Genomic DNA, 20,313 nt, shown 5'->3' with positions numbered 1-20,313 from the left:
GCAGCAGCAGCAGCTCGGGCCATGACGTGTGCCTCCTCAGGGATGCAACACGCCAGCCCTCTCGCCTACCTCCCGGGCGCACACCCCGTGCGAGCCCTTCTGCATCTCGCGCAGTCCAACTAGGGGGCGGGGGCGCAGGTGCTGCCGGGCTGCGTGGCGCGGTAGCGCACCCACAGCTCGCAGTTGCAGCCGGCGCTGCGCCGCGACTCGTAGACCACCTTCAGGGTGCCGCTGAACTCGCTGGGGCAGTCGGTGCGCCCCTCCAGGTGCACCGTGGCGGTGTCCAGGAGGCACTGCTGGCCGCGCACGACGGTGCTCACGTTCACCACGCTGCCGTCCACGGTGAAGCGGTCGTTCACCCCGAGGAAGTAGCCCACCAGCTCGGTGCCGCCCTGTCCGTCCTGGCCGAAGAGGCCGTAGTCCATGCGCAGCGTCTCGCCGGCGATGAGCAGCTGCGCGTCCCAGAGCTCGTCCGGAGCGGCGAGCAGCTCGCAGTCGTCCACGATCTCCTCCGTGGCGGTGAACGCGTAGCTGCCCTCCTGCTGCGTGTAGGCGCTGGTGCAGGCGCTGGCGAGCAGCGCGGTCAGGGACAGCACGAGGAGGCGGGGCAGCGGACGGTGGGAGGCCACGGCGGCAATCTAGCGGAGCCCCGGCCCGGCTGCAGGGGTTAGAGTGGACGCATGTCCGACTACAAGAACCCGGTGCCCACGGTGGACTGCATCCTGGAGCTGCCCGGAGAGCGCGTGGTGCTCATCCGGCGCAAGAACCCGCCCCTGGGCTGGGCGCTGCCGGGCGGCTTCGTGGACGAGGGCGAGGCGCTGCACGACGCCTGCGTGCGCGAGGTGAAGGAGGAGACGGGGCTGGACGTGAAGCTGCAGGAGCAGTTCTTCACCTACTCGGACCCGAAGCGCGACCCGCGCAAGCACACCGTCTCCACCGTGTTCCTGGGCAGCGCCGAGGGCGAGCCCACCGGCGGCGACGACGCGAGCGAGGCGCGCGCCTTCCCGCGCGACGCGCTGCCCAAGGAGCTCGCCTTCGACCACGGCACCATCCTGCAGGACTACCTGCGCTACCGGCGCACCGGCGAGCGGCGCAAGCTGTAACCCCCCGTGCGCTACCTCTACGCACTCCTCGCCCTGGGGCTCCTGCTCGCGGTCCACGAGCTGGGCCACCTCGTGATGGCCCGGCTGCTCGGCCTTCGCGTGGAGCGCTTCTCCTTCGGGTTCGGGCCGGCGCTGCTGGACTTCCGCGCGGGGCGCACGCGGGTGACGGTGGCCGCGGTGCCCCTGGGCGGCGCAGTGCTCATCCGCGGGATGAACCCGCACGAGCAGCGGGCAGACCCCGAGGACCCGGCCTCCTTCGTCGCCCTGCCCCGCTGGCGCCGCGCGCTCGTGCACCTGGCGGGCCCGCTCACCAACTACCTCGTCGCGCTCGCGGTGCTCGCGGGGCTCTACGCCGCGGGCACGCACGTGCCGGTGCCGCTCGCCATCGGCACGGTGGAGCCGGGCTCCGAGGCGGCGCGCGCGCAGCTGGTGCCCGGGGACGTCATCCGCCAGGTGGAGGGCTCGCAGGTCGCGCGCTGGAGCGAGTTCGTGGAGGCCGTGGCCGCGCACCCCGGCCAGCCCCTGCACCTCACGGTGGAGCGCGCCGGGGAGCGGCGCGAGGTGCTGCTCACCCCGCGTCCCGGCGAGCAGGGCGCGGGGCGCGTGGGCGTCACCCAGCAGTACGTGTACCGCGCCCACCCGCTGCCCGAGGCGCTGCGGCTCGCGCTGCTGCACACCGGCCGCATCGCGAGCGAGGGCGTGGACCTGGTGGTCGGGCTCGCGCAGGGCCACCCGGGCCGCGAGCTCGCCGGCCCCACGGCCCTGGTGCGCCAGGCCTCGGAGGCGACCACCTCCGGCCTGGACACCTTCCTGCGCCTGCTGGTGAGCGTGTCCGTGGCGCTCTGCCTCTTCTACCTGCTGCCCATCCCCAGCCTGGACGGGGGCCGGGTGCTGCTGCTCGCGCTCGAGGGGCTCACCGGGCGCGCGGTCAACCGGCGCGTGCAGACGCTGCTGCAGACGCTGGGCTTCCTCCTGCTCGTGGGCGCGGTGGTGGCCATCGCCGCGAGCGAGCTGCGCCGCGGGCTGCGGCTCTTCCAGGCCCCGGCCGCGGCTCCGGCTCCGGCCGCGCGCGACGCCGGCCTGCCCTCCGTCCTGCCGCGCACGGATGGCGGCCTGCCCACCGGGGGAGCAGTCCCGCCGGGGCGCTGAAGCGTCTATCCTCCGGCCCCTGATGACGACCCCGCGCGCCACCGCCACTGGCCTCTACTGCGAGCTGTACTGGGGCGAGAACCTCAGCGAGACCTGGAGCTTCGGCCCCGCGCAGCCGCGCGTGCTCGCCGCGCCCGACGAGGCGGCCCCCCTGCCCCTCTACGGCTTCGCGCTGCCCGAGGAGCCCTACCTGCTGGCCGAGTTCTCGCCCGCGGACGGCGCCTACCGCGTGTACCCCGCCCCCGGCATGCGCGTGGAGCGGCGCGCGGGCGCGAAGCAGCCCTTCACCCCTGCGCAGACCCTCCCGGGCGAGCGCCCCTCCGTGCTGCTGGGCGCGGGCGAGGTGCTGCGGCTGAGCGCGGGCGAGCTCTCGCTGCACGTGCACCCCTCCGTGGTGAGCAAGCGCGTGCAGGGCCTGCGCGCCAAGGACGCGGTGATGGTCGCCGCGGGCATCCTCGCGTTCATCGGCCTGCCGGTGGCCTTCCTCGCCTACGGGCCGGATCCGGCGCGCCAGGTGGAGATGACCGAGCGCGCGCTCGCCGCGAAGCGCGAGAAGGACGCGGCGAAGCGCGAGGCGCTGGGCGTGGCCACGCCCGCGCGCGAGATGACCCAGGAGGAGCTCGAGGCCGAGGAGGACGGCGGCACCACCGTGCTGCTGCCCAACCGCATCACCGTCGAGTAGCGCGGGCTCAGGGCCCCAGGCCCACCCACACCTCGCCGTCCTCGAAGTGCTCCTTCTTCCAGATGGGCACGTCCTCCTTCAGCCGCTCGATGGCGTGCTCGCAGCCGCGGAAGGCCTCGCGCCGGTGCGGCGCCGCGGCGGCGATGACCACCGCGAGCTCCCCGGGCAGCAGCGTGCCCACCCGGTGCACGATGGCCAGGCGCGTGCCGCCGAAGCGCTCGGCCACCTCGGTGCCGATCGCCGCGAGCCGCCGCTCGGCCATGGGCGGGTAGGCCTCGTACTCGAGCTTCACCACGCGCCGGCCCCGCGTGCTGTCGCGCACGGAGCCCGTGAACGTCACGAGGCCTCCGTAGGCCTCGCCCGCCACCGCCGAGACGACCTCCTCGAGCACCAGCGGCCGGTCCACCACGCAGAAGCGCCCGCTGCCTCCGGCCACCGGCGGGATGAGCGCGAGCTCGGCGCCCGCGGGCACCGGGGCCTCCAGGTCCACGAACTCCTGGTCCACCGCCACCCGCAGGTGCGGCAGCAGGGGCGCGAGCGCGGGGTGGCGCTGCGCGAGCAGGGCGAGCACCGCGCTCACCCGCAGGCCCGGCGAGTGCGGCACCTCGGTGCGCGAGAGCCCCGCGCGCTCGCGCGCCGCGGCGAAGAGCAGGACGGTGACGGGGGCGTCGGCCACGCGCTAGCGCTCCCGGAGGACGACGCGGCCCTTGAGCCGCGCTCCGCCCTCCTCGGGGCTCAGGTCCAGGAAGGCGTGGTCGAAGGGCGTCTGCTCGAGCAGCGCCCCCACCAGGGTCTGCATTCCGGCGAGCTGCGCCGGGGACACGCCCTTCACCTCGCGCACCGCGTCCAGGTCCTCGCGCAGCCGCTCCACGTCCAGCATCAGCGAGAGGTGACCGGGGCCGAAGCTCGTACCGCCGAAGCGCTGGTGCAGCGCGGCCGCCACGTCCACGTTCGGGCGGCCCTGCTGCGGCGTGCCCGCCCGCAGCGACAGCCGCTGCTCGGACACCGCGACCTCCACGGGCTGCGCGAGCACCGTGGCGCGAAAGCGCGTGGTGTCCTTCTCCTTCACCGTGTCCACCTTGAAGGGGCTGCTCTCCAGCTGGTGCGTGAGGTACGCGAGCACGGGCGCCGCCTTCAGCAGGCCCGCGTCCACCAGGAGGCTGCCGCGCGGCTGGGGCTGGCCGCTGCGCGCGAGGTTCTGCAGGAAGCCGGGCGCATCGAAGTAGGCCAGCAGCGCGAGGTCTCCGCGCAGCGCGCCGATGAGCGCCTCCGCGTCGATGCCCGCGGCCTTGAGCCGGGCCACGTGGCGGGCACGGCGCGGCGAGCCCTCGCTGCCGAAGGCCAGCGCCGCCATCTCCCGGGGAGGCAGCGAGAGCTGCAGCGCGGCGAAGGCCCCCGCAGGTGCCTGCTGCAGCAGCGCGCCCACCGGGGCCTGCGCGTTGGCGAAGAGCGGGCGCGCGGTCGCGGCGAAGCCGTCCACCTCGAGCCCCTTCGCATCCACCCGCATGCTGCTCCACAGGCCGGGGATGGCGTCGTCCGTCTTCTCGTGGGGGCTCCCCGCGTAGAAGTAGAGGTTGCCCGGGGCCACCTTGGCCTGCAGCGCCGCGAGCCGCGGGTGCGAGGCGAGGCCCTCCGGCGCCGCCGAGCTCACGATGGCGCGCACCCGCGCCACGTCCGCCGAGGTCTTCGCCACCTGCTCCTGCGCCAGCGCCTTCTGCACGCCACCGTCGTCGAGCGTCCCGGTGCGCTCGGGGGTGATGACGTAGAGGTAGCCGCGGTCCACGAAGGCGAGCAACTCGGGGCCGTCCGTGGCGGCGATGCGCACGCTGCCGTCCTCGGCGCGCCGCGCGAGCCCGCCGTGCTCGCGGATGTCCGCCTCCACGGCATCCAGCGCCGCGTCCGGCTCGGTGATGCCGACGAGCGCGATGCCGCCGGAGAACTCCTCCAGCGTGAAGAAGCCGAGCCCCTCCTCGGGGTCCACCACGCCGCGCGCCTCACCGCTGCCGGACAGGCTCTGCAGCACCAGCGAGACCAGCGGCGCCTGGGCGAGCGCGTTCTGGGCGTTCTCGGCGCCCACCAGGCGCTCGAAGAAGTCCACCAGCGGCCCCACGTTGCCGCGCAGCCGCGGGACGAAGAACGCGGCCTCCGCGCTGCGCGGCACCGCGCGCAGCAGCGGGCGCGGCACCACGGTGATGCGCACCCGGCCCAGCTCGTCCTTGCCGTCCGCGTCCAGCGCCCGCACCGTGTAGGTGCCGGCGCGCGGGAAGGCGTGGCTCACGTGCGCGCCCTTGTGCAGGGAGCCGCCCTGGCCGAAGTCCCAGGAGAGCTCCGGGGCGCCCTGCGCCTGCGAGCCGAAGTCCACCGGCATCCCCGCCTCCACCGTGCGCTCGGGGCCCAGGTCCGGCTTCACCGCGCGGTGGCAGCCGGAGGCCGCCAGCGCGACGAGTGAGACGAGGGCGAGGACTGCGCGAGGGGCGGAGAGCGAGGGAGGCCGCATAGCGGCCTAGTAGTCCACCCCGAACCCGAACATCCAGCCCCGACTGGAGAGGTCCAGCCCTCCCTTTCCGAAGTTGTTCACTTCGGCGCGCGTGTACTCGGCGAAGAGGTAGGTGTGGTTCACGCCCGTGTCCGTGTCCAGGTTGCGGGCGAGCGTGGGCTCGATGAAGTCCAGGTACACCTCCACGCCGCCCGTCAGGCCGTAGCCCATCTTCCCGCCGTGGATGCTCTGGGCGGTGTTGAGGAAGCGGTAGGGGATGTAGCGGAAGCTCGCCTCGGCGTAGGGAACCACCGGAATGCCCCAGCGCTCGGCGGCGTAGTCCATCTTGTAGAAGGCCCCGAGGCTGAGCGGGAAGACCTGGAGCCCGCTCTTCTCACCGGCGCGCTGGCCATTCACGTCGAAGCCCTCGCCCCACTTCTCCGCGTAGCCCGCGGAGAGCGAGAGCCCGGCAGAGCCGTAGCCTTGGTAGAAGTAGCGCTGGCCCTCCAGCTCGAACAGCAGCATGCCGCTGTTGCCGAAGAAGTCCTTGTAGGGGGTGCCGGTCATGCCCTCCCCCTGGTCGATGCGCGGCAGGTAGCTGCCGAGCCGCATGAGCAGGGCGCCGGTGCGCGGAGACCTTCCGGTGAATGCCGGGTCGATGACCTGGGCGCTCGCGCTCGAGGCCACGAGCGTCAGGAACAGCCCCATCAGGATGCAACGCTTCATGACGCACGCCTCCGCGAAGCCACCCACAGCCCGAGCACCGCGAGCGCCGCACCGGTCGAGAGGCTCGCGCCCCCCGCCACCCCGCAGCCGCCGGTCTCGGTACCACCCGCGGCCTGGTAGGCCTCGTAGAAGTCGGTGACTGCCACCGGGGTCCCCGCCACCTCGGCGGAGAGGTCGCTCACGTTGCCGGCAAGGTCCGTCTGGGTCGCGCGCACGAAGTACGTCACACCGTTGTCGAGGTTCGAGATCTCGAAGGACTTGGTCGGGCTGTGGCTCCCGGCCGGGGTGAAGCCCGTGTCCGTCTCCTTGCGGTACTCCACCTGCGCGGTCGCGATGTCATCCGCATCGGGGATGGTCACCACGAGCTTGCCGTCCTGTCCCTTCACGGTCAGCGCAGGCGGCGCAGGCTTCTCGTGATCGTAGGCGATCTGCAGATCGCTCGGGGTCGACGTGATGTTCTTCGTGCTGCTGCAGCTCCCGACCAGGTCGCTGGACGCCTTCGTGAACCCACAGACCCGGAACAGGCGGGTCTCCTGCACGTCCGCCCCGCAGGCGTTCTTGCTGCCCACGGCAGTGGGGGTCCCCACCGTGGTGAGCAGCGTGTCGAGGGCGATGTTCTCGGTGCCGCCGTGCTGCGACCCGTTCACGTTCGACAGCGGCGACGCGCTCGCGACCTGGCTGGGGGTGCGCGTGAACACCGTGAGCCGGTTCGCGGGCAGCGTCCCGTCCGAAGGGCAGTTATCGGCGAAGGGCTGGACCCACACGACCAGATTGTCACACACCTGGGCCGTATCCACGGACCAGGTGATGGACACGTTCGTGCCGCAGTCAGCCGGCCCCACGGTGCGGGTCGTAGAGGCCGCGGTGTTCGTCGACGTGGTGACGAAGCCGAGCGTGAGGGTCTGCGCGCTGGCCACGGCCGGCAGCAGCAGAGAGAGCAGGAGCAGAGAGGAGCGCATGGGCGGAGGGGAGCCTAGCAAGGCCAGGGCCAGCAACAATCCCCGCCCCCGCGCCGTGTTCGCCTGTGCGCGGGGGGCCGGGGAGGCCAAATGGGCAGACCGGGCGCAGGCCCGCTGCCAAATTGTCAGGCCTTGCGGCCCGCGAGGAAGAGCCCGGTCTCCACGGCGTTGAGCGCCGCGCCGCGGCCGGCGTTGTCCACCACGGCGAAGAGCGTGAGCCACTCGGGGGCCTGGGGGAAGGCGCGCAGGCGGCCCACGTGCACCGCGGGGTCCGCGGTGATGAGGCTGGGCATGGGGTAGATCTTCTCGCCCGGCGCATCGAGCACCTTCAGGTTCACGCCCTTCTTGAGCGCGGCGCGCACCTGCTCGAGCGGCGCCGCGTTGCGCAGCCGCACGTGCAGGCTGAGGCCGTGGCCGTAGAAGGTGGGCACCTGCACCGCGGTGCCCGCCACCACTGGCATGTCGGGCCGGCCGGCGAAGAGGCGCGCCACCTCCAGCGTCCAGCCCGCCTCCTCCTGCGTCCAGGGCGAGTTCTCGAGGAAGCCGCTCACCTGGGGCACCAGGTTGAAGCCGATGCGGTGCGGGAAGAGGCTCGGCTCCGGGTCGCGGCCCGAGAGCAGGTCCGCCGTCTGCTTCTCCAGCTCCTTCACGCCGCGCTCGCCCGCGCCCGACGCGCTCATCAGCGCCGTCACTTGCACCTGCGCCACGCCGAAGGCCGCGCGCAAGGGCTCGAGCACGGTGACGAGCCCGCTCGTCACGGCGGACGGGAGGCACACGATGCGGCCCTTCATCGCGCCCGCCACCGCCTCCAGGTTGTGCCCCGGCATCACCAGGGGCACCGTGCCGTCACCGCGGAACGCCGGGCTCGCGTCCACCACCCACGCGCCGGCCGCCTGCGCCGCGGGCGCCAGCGTGCGCGAGGCGTCCGGCGGGGTGCACAGCAGCACGAGGCCGTGGCCGCGGAAGGCCTCCGCCGCCGTGCTCTGGGAGACGGGCTCCACCTCGAGCGAGTCCTCGCCATACTCCAGCTCCTCGCCCTGGCTGCGCTCGGAGCCCAGCACCGTGATGCGCTCGGAGTCGATGCCCTGGTCGAAGAGCGCGCTGAGCACCTCGCGCCCCACCACGCCCGTGCCGCCCACCACGGCGATTCGAAGGTTCTCGTTCATGGGGGTTCCTTTACGCCAGCAGGGCACGGGGAGCCACGGCTTCGTCAGGCGCCCTCCCCCGACGGCGAGTCAGTCCTCTTTGAGGCGGCTCGTGGGCTCGGGGCCCGGCAGCGGCGGGAAGGCCGGGTTGCGCTCGGCGCCCGAGGTGCGCACGTAGTGCGGCTCCAGTGCGAACACCGCCTCCATGGCCTGCGTCTCGGGGAGCTTCGCGAGCTCCGCGAGCGCCACCGCCGAGGGGAACAGGGGCCCGGAGAGGAGCCGCTCCGCGGGCACGCCGTGGGCCTCGAGCGCCGCGCGGTAGTCCGCGAGCGCGGGGCCCAGCGCGAGCGCCCGGGGCTCCGCGAGCAGCTGCCGGGCAATCTCCTCGGGGCTGAAGGCGTCCTCGGGCGCGAGCGCCTCCACCTGCCGGCCCGTGCGCAGGTAGCGCCCGAGGTAGAGGTCGTCCTTGCGCGCCACCGCGAGGCAGTAGAGCGGCACGCCCTCGGGCCCCTCCAGCGCGAGCGCCGCGAGCGAGGAGGCTCCGACGAGCTTCAGCCCCGCCGCGTACGCGAGCGCCTTCGCGGCGGAGAGCCCGATGCGCAGGCCGGTGAAGGAGCCCGGCCCCAGCCCCACCACCAGCCCCTCGAGCGCGGAGAGCTTCACGCCGTGGCGCGCGAGCAGCTCGCCGATGACGCCGGGCAGCACCTCGCTCTGCTTGTGCGGCGGGCCCACCACGTGGTGCTCGAGCGTGCGCAGGCCCCCGTCCGGCAGGCGCTCGGCGAGCGCGAGCGAGAGCGTGAGCGTGGAGGTGTCGAGCGCGAGGAGCATGGTGGGCGCCTCTCTACCCCGCCCGGGCGCTGGCGCGCGACGCCTTTGCGTCCTGCGGCGCGTTCTCGCAGCGGTACAGCCGCACGCGACTCACGCCCTTGTCGAGCATCCCGAGCCGCACTGCGGCCGCGTGGGACACGTCGATGATGCGCCCCTCCACGTACGGGCCGCGGTCGTTGACGCGCACGTTCACCTTGCGGCCGTTCTCCATGTTCACCACGTGCAGGCAGGTGCCGAAGGCCAGCTTGCGGTGCGCGGCCGTGAGGGCGTGCTGGTTGAAGCGCTCGCCGCTCGCCGTGGGGCGCCCGTGCAGGCCGGGCCCGTAGAAGGACGCGAGCCCCTCGCCCAGGTAGCCCTTCACCTCGGGGCGAGGCGCGGGACGCGGAGGGGGCGCGGGCGCGGGCGGACGGCTCGCCACCGGCGGCGGCTCGCGCGTGTCCGGCTTCGCCGCGCGCGGCGCGCAGGCCGCGAGCCCGGCGAGGAGCGCTGCGACCAACAGGGAGCGGGCTGCGTGCATGGGCACTGCTCCTCTCGTCCGAGGCCCGGGCAACTAGAGCCCGAGCATCCGCTTGCCGTCGTTCGCGAAGGCCAGGACCATGAGCATGATCAACATCGCGAGCCCGACCATGTTGGCCACCTCGCGCGCCCGCGCCGGGATGGGCCGGCGGCGCACGCCCTCCCAGACGGCCGCGAGGATGTGGAAGCCGTCCAGGATGGGGATGGGCAGCAGGTTCATCACGCCGAGGTTGATGGAGATGACCGCCATCAGGTGCAGGAAGCTGTCCATGCCCTGCGCGGCCGTCTTGCCGGCCAGCTCGTACATCATCAGCGGACCGCTCACGTTGCTCAGCGGCACCGAGCCCGTGATGAGCCCGCCCAGCACGCCGATGAGCTGGCCGGTGATGCGCGGCACCACCTGCAGCGCCTGGCCCAGCGCCTCGGCGGGGCCGGTGTGCAGCGTGACGCGCTCGGGCTCCACGGTGGCGCTGGGCAGGGCGAGCCGCGAGCTCACGCCGAGCACCAGCGCGCGCGACTCGTTGCCCAGCTCGTCCTTCTCCGTGAGGTAGGCCTGCTGCAGCTGCGCCGTGCGCTCGTCAGCGCCCGTGCGCCACGCGAGCGAGAAGGGCTGCTCCTTGAGCCCGCTGAGCGCCGTCTGCAGCTGGAGGAAGGTCTCCAGCGGCTTGCCGTTGAAGGAGACGAGGCGGTCGCCCACCTTCAGCCCCGCCTTCGCCGCGCTGGAGCCCGGGGCCACCGCCGCCACGTAGAGCTCGGCGCTCTCCGCCCCCAGCGCCGCGTAGCCCTGTCCGGGCTGACGCGCGAGCTTCACGGTCTCGACCGAGGGCACGCGCCCCGTCACCGGCCCCACCTCCACCCGCGCCATGCGCTGCACGCTCAGGGTGAGCTCGCCCTGCGCGCGCTCGAGCACGCGGGAGAGCTCCACCTCGTCCGCCACGCGCTGGCCGTTGACCGAGAGCACGCGGTCGAAGGTGCGCAGGCCCGCGGCGGCCGCCGCAGACCCCTCGGGCACGCCGAGCATCGGCGCGAGCCGCACCGGCATGATGCCGATCATCCCGCGCGGCGTGGACTGCACGCCGTCGCTGCCCTCGGTCTTCGCGGGCGTGAGGGTCACCGTCTCCACGCGCCCCTCGCGCTCGAGCTTCAGCTGGATGGGCCGCTCGTAGCGCGACTGCAGCTTGCTCTGCACCTCCTGGAAGGAGCGCACCGGCTCGCCGTCGATCGCGAGCACCGTGTCGCCGGGGCGTACGCCCGCGCTCGCCGCCGGCAGGCCCGGGGACACGTAGCCCACGCGCGGCGCGATGGCCTGGCTCGCCCCCACGAAGACGAAGAAGTAGACCAGCACCGGGAAGAGGAGGTTCATGGCCGCGCCCGCCACGAAGATGGCCACGCGCTTCCAGGGCGGCTGCGCGGCGAGGCTGCGCTTCTCGTCGCCGGGCGCGAGCTCCTCCTCCCCGCCCTGCACCGCCGCCTCGCCCACCATCTTCACGTAGCCGCCCAGGGGCAGCAGCGCGATCTGGTACTCGGTCTCCCCGTGCGTGAAGCTGAGCAGCTTGGGGCCGAAGCCGATGGAGAAGCGCACCACCTTCACGCCGCACCACTTGGCGACGAGGAAGTGGCCCAGCTCGTGGACGAACACGAGCACGCCGAGCAGCAGGACGAAGTACCCCAGATTCCCCATGGGCAGGAGAGTAACCGTGGCCCCCTGCCTGGACAACGCACTTGGCGGCCCCCGGGGCCGCCGTGCCTGCCCGACTAGTTCAGCACTGCGCGCACGTAGGACGCGTAGAGGAACACCAGCGGGGCGTTGAAGAGCAGGGCGTCGATGCGGTCCAGCATGCCGCCGTGGCCCGGCACGAGCCGGCTGCTGTCCTTCACCCCGTAGGCGCGCTTGAGCATGCTCTCGCACAGGTCGCCCATCGGGCCCAGCAGCCCGCCGAGCACGCCGAGCACCGCGCAGTCCACCACCGTGAGCACCGGGAAGGCCACGGCGCGCAGGATGAAGAGCCCCAGCACCGAGCCCAGCAGCCCGCCGAGGAAGCCCTCCCACGTCTTGTTCGGGCTCACCGCGGGGTAGAGCTTGCGCCGCCCGAGGAAGCGCCCGGCGAAGTAGGCCATGGTGTCGTTGAGCCAGGTGATGACCAGGGCGGCGAACACCCACCAGAAGCCGTCCTCGCGCAGCCGCAGCGCGCTGAGCGCCATCATCCCCACCCCGCCGTACAGGCAGCCGGTGAGCAGGTGCGAGGCGCGAGTGGGCGCCTCCTGCAGCGCTCCGCCCGCGAGCAGCTGGTACACCCACGAGAAGAAGAAGAAGGCGGCGACGAGCCAGAACGCGGCCTCGGCGTACGCGCGCGGCGCGAGCGCGGGCAGCATCGGCAGCAGCAGCGCCACGGCCGCGCCCACCCAGGCCGCCGGCCACAGCCGCTTGTAGACGATGGTGTAGTACTCGCCTGCGCACACGGCCGCGGCGAAGCCCAGCAGCGCGGCGCTGTAGAAGCCGCCCTTGAAGAGCAGGAAGAGGATGACGGGCAGCAGCACGAAGGCCGAGACCACCCGGATGACGAGGTTCTTGTTCTTCTCGTTCACGCCTTGGCCCGCTGGGGAGGCTCCTCGCACTTCACCTGTGCGGAGGTCATCCCGAAGCGCCGCTCGCGCTGCTGGTACTGGGCGAGCGTGCGCAGGAAGGCCTCCGTCCGGAAGTCGGGCCAGAGCGCGTCCGTGAAGACGAGCTCGGCGTACGCCGCCTGCCAGAGGAGGAAGTTGGACAGCCGGTACTCGCCGCTGGTGCGCACGATGAGGTCCACCGGCGGCAGCTCCGCCGTCCAGAGGAAGCGCTCGAGGTCGCGCGGCTCGAGCCGCTCCAGCGCCACCTCGCCGCGCGCCGCCGCCTGCGCCATCGCGCGCGCCGCGTGCAGCAGCTCCTCGCGCCCGCCGTAGGAGAGCGCCAGGGTGAGCGTCATGCCGGTGTTCTGGCGGCTCTCCTCGCGCAGGCGCTCGAGCGGCTCGCGCACGTAGCGCGGCAGCCGGTCCACCTCGCCGATCGCGTTGAGCCGGATGCCGTTGTCGAGGATCTCGGCGCGCTCGCGCTCGAGGTAGTCGCGCAGGAGCTCCATCAGCCCCGCCACCTCTTCGGCCGGCCGGGCCCAGTTCTGGCTGCTGAAGGCGTACAGGGTGAGCGCCTCGAGCCCCACCCGCCTCGCGCACCGCGTCACCTCGCGCACGCTCGCCGAGCCCTCGCGGTGCCCCTCGAGGCGCGGCTTGCCCCGCAGCTCCGCCCACCGCCCGTTGCCGTCCATGATGATGCCCACGTGGCGCGGCAGCGGGAGCTGTCGCACCTGGAGCTCGAGGGCCGTGGGAGCCGGGACCGGCGCGAGGGGGGGTTGCATGAGGCCGCGCACCATAGAGGCCCGGGAAAGCCGCGTCCACGCCCTGTTTTCAGGGACCTCCCCGCCCGCACCCCGGGCGTGCGCCGGCGGACTGCTGGCGGCCCGCTCCCCGGCCGGGCCCCCGCGCCCCCTACCCCGGCCCCATGACAGCCCGGACCGGGTGTGAAATCCTGCTGATTCCCCAATCGGCCGCCCGCACGCTGTGTCAGGGAGTTTGACCCTCGCGCGAGCCGGTCCCTAACATCTGAGCCTTCCATGCCTCCGAAGGTGATCGGTCCCTACCGCGTCCTCGACACGCTTGGCGCTGGCGGCGCCGGCACCGTCTATCGGGCGGTGGACCGGCGCAACAACGAGGCCGTGGCGCTCAAGCTGCTCTCGGCGGGGCCGGCGCTGGACCCGCGCGCGGCGCGGCGGCTCGCCCGCGAGTTCGAGACGCTGGCGGACCTGGCCCACCCCAACGTGGTGAAGGTCTTCGACACCGGCGTGTACCAGGGCTACCCCTACCTGGCCATGGAGCTCATCGAGGGGCTCACGCTGCGCCACTACCTCTCGCTGCGCGGAGAGGATCTCCTCTCCCCCTCGGCCTCCGGCTCCGGCTCCGGCTCTCACCATGTCCCCCGCTGGCAGGAGGGGCCCCGCCTGGACCTGCGCGCGCTTCGCGACCCGGAGGCCTTCGCCTCCGACGACTCGGACGAGCTCTCGCTCTCGGAGGACGTGTCGCACGACGGCACCTTCGGGCTCGCCGCCTTCGGCGAGGAGTCCCCCAGTGAGGAGGTCTCCGGCCCGGAGTCCCTGCGCGCCTTCGCCCGCGCGATGGAGGAGCCGGACACGCGCGGGGACTCGGGCGCCTTCGTGCTGCCCCCGGACGTGAGCCTGGTGGGGGCGGACGCCGCCGCGCACGCGGGCCGCGCAGGCGGCGCGGACCTGCAGGAGCTCAACCGCCCCGAGCGCGTGGGCCGGCTGAAGGACTCCATGCTGCAGCTGTGCGAGGCGCTCGCCTACATCCACCAGCGCGGCCTCGTGCACCGCGACCTCAAGCCCTCCAACATCATGGTGGACGAGGACCGGCAGGTGCGGCTGATGGACTTCGGGCTCGCCAAGTTCCTCGCGGACGACGCGCAGGTGACGGCGGACGGCCGCCTGGTGGGCACCTTCCGGTACATGGCTCCGGAGCAGATCCTCGGCGAGCAATTGGACGCGCGCGCGGACCTCTACAGCCTGGGGGTCATCCTCTACGAGCTGCTCAGCGGCCAGCCCCCCTTCGACGCGAAGACCCCCTACGAGCTGTGGCAGAAGGTGCTGGAGACGGAGCCCGTGCCCCTGCTCGCCCTCAACCTCCGGGGCGACGTGCAGCTCGCCCGCGTGGCCCACCGCCTCATGCGCAAGGAGCCGGACGACCGGTACCAGACCGCGGAGGAGGTGCTCGAGGCGCTTTCGGAGTAAGGGAAGCGCCGTGAGCGACGAGACGACGCACGAGTTGAGCGTGCCCGCCGAGAAGGCCGGCACGCGGTTGGACCTGTTCGTGGGGGACGCGCTGGGCCTGTCCCGCGCGCGCCTCAAGCGCCTCTTCGACGAGGGCGCCATCCGGGTGAACGGGCGCAGCGCGAAGAAGGGCCAGCTGGTGGAGGCCGGCCAGGCGGTGCGCGTCACCGTGGAGGAGCACAAGCGCGAGGCCGTGGCGGACGCCACCTCCTTCGCGCTCTCCGTGCTGCACGAGGACGCGGCGCTCGTCTTCGTGGACAAGCCTGCGGGCCGCCCCAGCCATCCGCTGCAGCCCGGGGAGACGGGCACGGTGGCCAACGCGCTCGTCGCGCGCTACCCCGAGTGCGCGAGCGCCTCGACCGACCCGCGCGAGGGCGGGCTGTGCCACCGCCTGGACGTGGAGACCAGCGGCGTGCTGCTCGCCGCGCGCTCGCGCGAGGCGTGGGAGGCGATGCGCCAGGCCTTCAGCGGGCGCGACGTGGACAAGCGCTACCTTGCGCTGGTGACGGGGCCGCTCGGGGACGAGGGCGACATCGAGCTGCCCCTGCGCCACCACCCCCGCCACCCGGACCGCGTGGAGCCCGCGGCGGAAGGCGGCCCGGACGCGCGCGAGGCGCACTCGCGCTTCCGCGTGCTCGCGCGCGAGGGCGAGTACAGCCTGGTGGAGGTGCGCATCTTCACCGGCGTGCTGCACCAGGTCCGCGCGCACCTCGCCGCCGTGGGCGCGCCGCTGGTGGGCGATGCGCTGTACGGCGGGCGCGCGGAGCCCGAGCTCGGGCGCTTCTTCCTGCACGCGCGCGCGCTCGGCGTCACCCACCCGACGAGCGGCCAGCCCCTCTGGGTGCACAGCCCCCTGCCCGCGGAGCTGCGCGCGAGCCTGGAGCGCCACGGGCTCACGCTGCCCTCCGAGCCGTCCGGGGAAGCGGCACCCCAGGGCTAGCGCGCCGCTCAGGCGTTCGACGCCAGCGCGCGCAGCAGCAGCTCGGGGCTCACCGGCTTGGTGAAGTGCTCCTCGAAGCCCACGGAGCGTGCGCGCTCGCGGTGCTCCTCCTGCCCGTAGCCGGTGAGCGCGAAGAGGCGCACGCCGGCGAGCGCGGGCTGTGCGCGCAGCTGCTGCGCCACGGCGTAGCCGTCCATCTGCGGCATGCCGATGTCCATCACCACGTGCGTGGGCTGCCACTCGCGCGCGCGCACCAGCGCGCTGGGCCCGTCGTGGGCCACCTCCACCTGGTAGCCCGAGAGCTTGAGCAGGAGCGAGAGGCTGCGCGCGGCGTTCACGTTGTCGTCCACCACCAGCACGCGTGCGCCCTGCTCCTGCGGCGAAGGCGCGGGCGCTGCGGCCTCGGGCGCATGCATGACGGCCTCGGCGAGCGCGGGCAAGCGCACGGTGAAGGTGGAGCCCTGTCCCCTCCCCGCGCTGTGCACCCGCACGCTGCCGTGGTGCAGGGCCACGAGCTGGCGCACCAGCGCGAGCCCGAGGCCCAAGCCCCCGCCGCTGCGGGTGAGGGGGTCTCCGCCCTGGGCGAAGGGCTCGAAGATGCGCGCCTGGTCCTGCGCCTCCACGCCCTGGCCCGCGTCGCGCACCTCGAGCTCGACGTCCCCGCCCACCTGCCGCGCAGTCAGCCCGATGCGCGCCCCGTCCGGCGAGTACTTCACCGCGTTGTGCAGCAGGTTGCTCAGCACCTGCACCAGGCGCACCGGGTCTCCGTGCACGCCGAGCCCCGGCGGGCCCGCGTCCACCTGCAGCGTGCCGCCGCGCGCGGCGAGCGCGGGGCGCACCAGCTCGGCGGCGCGCGCGAGCAGCTCCGCCACGGCCACGGGCTCGGGGCGCAGCACCAGCTCTCCGCGGCCCAGGCGCGCCGTGTCCAGCAGGTCCTCGAGCAGCCGCGCCATGTGCGCAGCCTCGCGCTCCACGAGCTCTGCCTGCGCCGTGGCGAGGGGCGCGGTGAGCCCGTTGGGAAGCGGCCGCGAGAGCAGCGCCGCCGCGGTGCGGATGGAGGCGAGGGGGTTGCGCAGCTCGTGCGAGAGCACCGCCACGAAGTCGCTCTTGCGTGTGTCCGCTTCGCGCACGCGCTCGAGCAGCTCGCGCAGCCGCGAGCTGAACTGCCAGAGGGCGAGCAGCGTGAGGCTCACCGCGATGGCGAGCGTGGCCAGCACGAAGAGGCGCTCGAGCTCCGCCGGAATTCCCGAGGCCGTGCGCAGCCCCAGCCCTGCCGCAGCGCTGCCCAGCGAGGCCGCCGCCGCGCACGCCGCGAAGCGCCGCAGCGACAGGCCCTGCAGGTAGGGCAGCACGAGCGCCATCGCCGCCACCGGCATCACCACCAGCGTGGGGTAGGCGTAGGGCAGCACCAGGCTGAAGAGGAAGGCCACCGCGAGCAGCGTGCCGCCCACCGCCCACGCCGCCGCCTCCAGCCGCCCCTGGCGGGCGCACACGTGCCCCACCGCGCACGAGAGCCCGAGCAGCAGCGCGAGCAGGCTCGCGGCAAGGAAGCGCGGCGCGCCGAGCGCCAGCGCCGCCACCAGGTACAGCACCGTGAACAGCCCGCACAGGGGGCCGAGCCACAGCGTGAAGAGGCGGAAGCGGGAGGCCTGCAGCGCCTGCTCGGCGGGGGCGCGGGTGTCGGTGGTCATCGGAGCGGTGCGGCGGAGAGGGGCAGAGCATAGGGCCATCTCCGCGCGAGGTCGCGCCCCGCGTGCCCGCTCCCGGTAAGGTGGACTGTCCGGACCTGCGCAGCCGCGCGCCCAGCAGCCAGGCACAGCGGGCCTCGCGGCGCTCGCACCCGCGTCCAGTGTTGCTCGGGACGGCGCAGGGCCAGGCCTCTCCATCATGCGCGTGCTCGTGGCCCTGTCCGTGGCGTTGGCAGTGGGACTCCTCGCCGTGGCGGTGGCCGCGGGCCTCGGGGCCCCCTGGGCTCTGGTGGCGGTGGCCGCGGGGCTCTGCGCCGCCCTCGGCTTCTGGGCGACCTGGCGTCACCCGGCCGTCGCGCTGGATGCGGCGGCGAGCTCCCGCGGCCTCGCGTGGCTCTCCGGCCCCGGGACACTCGCGGCGCTGGTGCTGCTCACGCGCCTGCTGGTCTTCATGGCGGACCCCGCGCAGGTCGGCGCCTCGCTCGTGCCCTCGAGCGACTGGGAGGTGCGCCACTCCTGTCTCACGGCCTACTCCGTGGCGGCGCAGGCCGTGGAGCGAACCCCGCGCATCTACGACGACGCGCTGTACGACGCGCCCGGCAGCAGCGCGACCGGCGTGCGCACGCCCCGGATGCTCGGGCCCTTCCGCGTGGACGTCTTCGAGTACCCGCCCCCCTTCCTCCTGCTGCCGCGCGCGGTGGGAGTACTCGCACCGGACTTCCTTCGGCAGCGGCTGCTGTGGTTCGCGCTCGAGGCAGGGCTGATGCTGGGCGCGCTGCTCGCCGTGGCTCGGGCGCTGGGGCCCACCGTGGGCACGCGCGCCCTGCTGATGTCGCCGCTCGTCTGGGTCGCGTACCCCACGCTGAGCGTCCTGCAGAAGGGCAACGTGCAGGGCGCGGTGATCGCCGCGTCGATGCTCGCGATGCTGCTCTTCGAGCGGCGCCGCTGGGCCGCGGGGGGAGCGGTGCTCGCCTTCGTGACGCTGAGCAAGCTCTTCCCCGGGATGCTGCTCGTCTACCTGCTGGCGCGGCGCCAGTGGAGGGCCCTCGCGTGGACGGCAGTCATGGGTGCGGTGTGGCTCGGCCTCTCGCTGCTGGACCTCGGCGGGGCCCCCTACGCGGCGTTCCTCGAGCGCCTGCCGCAGATCCTCGGAGGCGAGGCCTTTCCGGCCTTCCGCAACCCGGCCGCCATGGCGATCAACTTCTCGGTGCCCGGCCTCGCCTTCAAGCTGAAGCTGTTCGGCGTGCCGGGCATGGGCTTCGCGGCGGCCAAGGCGCTCGGGTGGGTGTACACGCTGGTCGTCATCGCGGCCGCATGGGCAGCTGGCCGGCGCACATCGACCCCGGCCGAGCGTCCCCTGGCCTGGCTCACCCTCCTCCTGCTCGCCACGCTGCGCAGCCCCTTCCTGCCGCAGGCCTACGCGGCCTTCACGCCGCTGTGGCTCCTCACGCTGCTGGCGGCCACCGCCGCGCCGCACGCGAGGACGCTCGCGGCGCTGGGGCTCACCTGGCTGGGCCTCAACGTGTTCTGGCCGCTGGACTGGACGCTCGCGCCGCGGACGCTCGCGCTGCTGAGCGGCGTGCCGCAGCTGCTCACCTTCGCGCTCGCAGCGCTCGCGCTCGCCCGGGTGCTCCGCCGGGGCCACCTCGAGTCGCGCGCCTCCCGCGCAGCGCTCGCTGCAGGCGCCCGCCCTGCGGCGACGGCCTCGGGGCTGTAGCTCAGCGCCCGGAGCGCGCGAAGCGGCCGGGCGTCACGCCCAGCTCCGCGCGGAAGGCGCGCGTGAAGTGGGAGAGCTCCTGGAAGCCCACCTCCAGCGCCACCTCGGTCACCGGCGCGCGCGTGGTGGCGAGCCTCCGGGCCGCCTCGCGCAGGCGCGCCCTCAGGAGCCATTGGTGCGGCGTCACGCCCGTCACGCGGCGGAAGGTGCGCAGGAAGTGGAAGCGGCTGAGCCCTGCGCGCGCGGCGAGCGCCTCCAGGCCGTGCGGCTCGGCGAGACGGCCCTGCACCTCGCGCAGCACCCGCCCCACCCGGCGCAGGTCCGCACCGCTCACCGGGGGCGGCGTCGCCTCGTTCGCGCTGTGCACGAGGGCGGCCGCCCCGAGCCGGAGCGCGAGCTCCTCGAGCGAAGCCTCGCCCGGGCTGCCGCGCGCCAGGGCCACCGCGCGCGCGACGAGGGGCGCGAGTGCCCGCAGCGGGGGCAGCCGGTGGTGGGCGAAGCGCGGGCGGCGCACGCCCGCGTCGCGCGCGAGCGCCTCGAGCAGGGACGGCTCGAACTGGAAGGAGAGGCAGTGGTCGCCCTCGCCGTGTTCGTGGCTGCACTCGAAGGCGTGGGCCGCGTTACCCAGCAGCAGCGCGCCGGGAGACAGCAGCACCGGGCCCCGCTCGGCGCGGTAGGTGAACTGCCCCTCCAGCACCAGCGAGACCGAGGCCGCACCGTGGCGCTCCTCGAAGCGCGCGTCCGTGGGGCCCGAGGTGCAGAGCACCTCCTGCACCCACCAGCCCGCTCCCTGCGCGAGCCGCCTTCCCCGTGCGCCACCCGCGGCCCCCGCCCGCTGCTTGCGGGCGAGCGCGAGGGCGAGCGGGGTCTGGAGAGGGGCAGGCATCGGGAGCGCAATTTCCGCCAAGTCGCGGCGGGCAGGGGCGAGGTCCACTGGCAGCCTCTCACACCCGCAGGAGCACGCCCATGGTTCCTTCCTTCCTCGAGGCCCTCGCCTCCCCCGGCCCCCACCCCCTCCTCGCTGGCCACGCGGACACCTACGGCCGGCTCATCGGCAGCTGGCGGGGCGAGGTGCACGACTTCCCGGTGGGCAAGCCCTCCACGGTGCACAGCGCGGAGGTGCACTTCTGCTGGTCGCTCGAGGGGCGCGCGGTGCAGGACCTGTGGATCTCCCCCGCCCGTCCGGAGCGCGGCCTGCCCGGAGCCCCCGCGGGGCGCTATGGCACCACGCTGCGGGTGTTCCGCCCGGCGACGCAGGACTGGCAGGTGACGTGGATCAGCCCCACCCGCGGCGTGCGCTGCGAGCTGGTGGGCCAGCGCGTGGGCGAGCGCGTGGTGCAGGTGGGCCTGCGCGACGAGCGCCCCATCCGCTGGAACTTCGAGGAGATCACCCGCGAGCGCTTCCTCTGGCAGGGGCACGTGCTCGAGCCGGACGGGGTGACCTGGCGGCTGGAGTCGGAGTTCCGCATGCAGCGCGCCTGAACCTGAATTCACCTTCATGTTCGTGCAGTGGTGC

The 20,313-nt window shown here is 73.9% G+C and carries 20 protein-coding genes; 7 read left to right on the top strand and 13 right to left on the bottom strand.

Annotated features, from left to right (window positions below):
• Positions 1 to 119: 119 nt before the first annotated feature.
• Positions 120 to 629, bottom strand: a complete 510-nt coding sequence (locus tag FGE12_RS21400) for a hypothetical protein (RefSeq protein ID WP_153868378.1) — start codon at positions 627 to 629, stop codon at positions 120 to 122.
• Between the two features lie 51 nt (positions 630 to 680).
• On the opposite strand from FGE12_RS21400, the gene FGE12_RS21395 reads away from it, so the two are divergent.
• Genes FGE12_RS21395 through FGE12_RS21385 form a run of 3 tightly spaced genes read left to right on the top strand, consistent with a single transcriptional unit; the run spans position 681 to position 2,934 of the window.
• The gene (locus tag FGE12_RS21395; RefSeq protein WP_153868377.1) at positions 681 to 1,103 is read left to right on the top strand and encodes an NUDIX hydrolase; all 423 of its coding nucleotides are present in this window, start codon (positions 681 to 683) and stop codon (positions 1,101 to 1,103) included.
• Between the two features lie 6 nt (positions 1,104 to 1,109).
• Positions 1,110 to 2,252: a M50 family metallopeptidase gene (locus FGE12_RS21390; RefSeq protein ID WP_153868376.1), complete on the top strand. Its 1,143-nt coding sequence runs from the start codon at positions 1,110 to 1,112 to the stop codon at positions 2,250 to 2,252.
• Positions 2,253 to 2,274: 22 nt separating this feature from the next.
• The gene (locus tag FGE12_RS21385; RefSeq protein ID WP_153868375.1) at positions 2,275 to 2,934 is read left to right on the top strand and encodes a hypothetical protein; all 660 of its coding nucleotides are present in this window, start codon (positions 2,275 to 2,277) and stop codon (positions 2,932 to 2,934) included.
• Positions 2,935 to 2,941: 7 nt separating this feature from the next.
• Here FGE12_RS21385 and FGE12_RS21380 read toward each other — a convergent pair whose 3' ends face one another.
• The 10 genes from FGE12_RS21380 to uppS form a co-directional block, all read right to left on the bottom strand.
• A complete protein-coding gene (locus FGE12_RS21380) occupies positions 2,942 to 3,610 on the bottom strand; it encodes a molybdenum cofactor biosynthesis protein MoaE (protein ID WP_194798132.1) in 669 nt (222 codons plus the stop codon).
• A 3-nt stretch (positions 3,611 to 3,613) separates the two neighbouring features.
• Positions 3,614 to 5,431, bottom strand: a complete 1,818-nt coding sequence (locus tag FGE12_RS21375; protein WP_153868374.1) for a PKD domain-containing protein — start codon at positions 5,429 to 5,431, stop codon at positions 3,614 to 3,616.
• A gap of 6 nt (positions 5,432 to 5,437) precedes the next feature.
• Positions 5,438 to 6,136 carry an MXAN_2562 family outer membrane beta-barrel protein gene (locus tag FGE12_RS21370; protein ID WP_153868373.1) on the bottom strand — a complete coding sequence of 233 codons (699 nt, stop codon included), beginning with the start codon at positions 6,134 to 6,136 and terminating at the stop codon, positions 5,438 to 5,440.
• On the bottom strand, positions 6,133 to 7,095 hold the full coding sequence (locus tag FGE12_RS21365) for an MXAN_2561 family MXYO-CTERM-anchored protein (RefSeq protein ID WP_153868372.1): 963 nt from the start codon (positions 7,093 to 7,095) through the stop codon (positions 6,133 to 6,135). The genes FGE12_RS21370 and FGE12_RS21365 overlap by 4 nt, the downstream gene beginning before the upstream one ends.
• A 125-nt stretch (positions 7,096 to 7,220) precedes the next feature.
• Positions 7,221 to 8,261 carry an aspartate-semialdehyde dehydrogenase gene (locus FGE12_RS21360; RefSeq protein WP_153868371.1) on the bottom strand — a complete coding sequence of 347 codons (1,041 nt, stop codon included), beginning with the start codon at positions 8,259 to 8,261 and terminating at the stop codon, positions 7,221 to 7,223.
• Between the two features lie 69 nt (positions 8,262 to 8,330).
• The gene (gene tsaB, locus FGE12_RS21355) at positions 8,331 to 9,068 is read right to left on the bottom strand and encodes a tRNA (adenosine(37)-N6)-threonylcarbamoyltransferase complex dimerization subunit type 1 TsaB (RefSeq protein WP_153868370.1); all 738 of its coding nucleotides are present in this window, start codon (positions 9,066 to 9,068) and stop codon (positions 8,331 to 8,333) included.
• Between the two features lie 13 nt (positions 9,069 to 9,081).
• Positions 9,082 to 9,585 (bottom strand): septal ring lytic transglycosylase RlpA family protein, encoded by a 504-nt coding sequence (locus tag FGE12_RS21350; protein WP_153868369.1) that lies wholly within the window; start codon positions 9,583 to 9,585, stop codon positions 9,082 to 9,084.
• Positions 9,586 to 9,618: 33 nt separating this feature from the next.
• Positions 9,619 to 11,265 (bottom strand): RIP metalloprotease RseP, encoded by a 1,647-nt coding sequence (rseP, locus tag FGE12_RS21345; protein WP_153868368.1) that lies wholly within the window; start codon positions 11,263 to 11,265, stop codon positions 9,619 to 9,621.
• Between the two features lie 74 nt (positions 11,266 to 11,339).
• Positions 11,340 to 12,170: a phosphatidate cytidylyltransferase gene (locus FGE12_RS21340; protein ID WP_194798131.1), complete on the bottom strand. Its 831-nt coding sequence runs from the start codon at positions 12,168 to 12,170 to the stop codon at positions 11,340 to 11,342.
• Positions 12,167 to 12,970: a polyprenyl diphosphate synthase gene (uppS, locus tag FGE12_RS21335; RefSeq protein ID WP_153868367.1), complete on the bottom strand. Its 804-nt coding sequence runs from the start codon at positions 12,968 to 12,970 to the stop codon at positions 12,167 to 12,169. The genes FGE12_RS21340 and uppS overlap by 4 nt, the downstream gene beginning before the upstream one ends.
• A 255-nt stretch (positions 12,971 to 13,225) precedes the next feature.
• Here uppS and FGE12_RS21330 point away from each other — a divergent pair, with 255 nt between their 5' ends.
• Together FGE12_RS21330 and FGE12_RS21325 are read left to right on the top strand one after the other, a co-directional pair.
• A complete protein-coding gene (locus tag FGE12_RS21330) occupies positions 13,226 to 14,413 on the top strand; it encodes a serine/threonine-protein kinase (protein WP_153868366.1) in 1,188 nt (395 codons plus the stop codon).
• Between the two features lie 10 nt (positions 14,414 to 14,423).
• Entirely contained in the window at positions 14,424 to 15,392 is a 969-nt protein-coding gene (locus tag FGE12_RS21325) for an RluA family pseudouridine synthase (protein ID WP_194798130.1), read from the top strand.
• A gap of 8 nt (positions 15,393 to 15,400) precedes the next feature.
• Here FGE12_RS21325 and FGE12_RS21320 read toward each other — a convergent pair whose 3' ends face one another.
• Positions 15,401 to 17,083: an ATP-binding protein gene (locus FGE12_RS21320; protein ID WP_153868365.1), complete on the bottom strand. Its 1,683-nt coding sequence runs from the start codon at positions 17,081 to 17,083 to the stop codon at positions 15,401 to 15,403.
• A 196-nt stretch (positions 17,084 to 17,279) separates the two neighbouring features.
• On the opposite strand from FGE12_RS21320, the gene FGE12_RS21315 reads away from it, so the two are divergent.
• Positions 17,280 to 18,797, top strand: coding sequence for a glycosyltransferase family 87 protein (locus FGE12_RS21315; RefSeq protein WP_153868364.1), 1,518 nt, complete (start codon positions 17,280 to 17,282; stop codon positions 18,795 to 18,797).
• A 1-nt stretch (position 18,798) separates the two neighbouring features.
• Here FGE12_RS21315 and FGE12_RS21310 read toward each other — a convergent pair whose 3' ends face one another.
• Positions 18,799 to 19,683: an AraC family transcriptional regulator gene (locus tag FGE12_RS21310; RefSeq protein WP_153868363.1), complete on the bottom strand. Its 885-nt coding sequence runs from the start codon at positions 19,681 to 19,683 to the stop codon at positions 18,799 to 18,801.
• An 80-nt stretch (positions 19,684 to 19,763) separates the two neighbouring features.
• On the opposite strand from FGE12_RS21310, the gene FGE12_RS21305 reads away from it, so the two are divergent.
• The gene (locus FGE12_RS21305; protein WP_153868362.1) at positions 19,764 to 20,279 is read left to right on the top strand and encodes a hypothetical protein; all 516 of its coding nucleotides are present in this window, start codon (positions 19,764 to 19,766) and stop codon (positions 20,277 to 20,279) included.
• The last annotated feature ends 34 nt before the right edge of the window (positions 20,280 to 20,313 follow it).

It is taken from the genome of Aggregicoccus sp. 17bor-14, assembly GCF_009659535.1.
In the GTDB taxonomy this organism is placed as follows: domain Bacteria; phylum Myxococcota; class Myxococcia; order Myxococcales; family Myxococcaceae; genus Aggregicoccus.
This window is presented reverse-complemented; position numbering and strand designations above follow the sequence as displayed.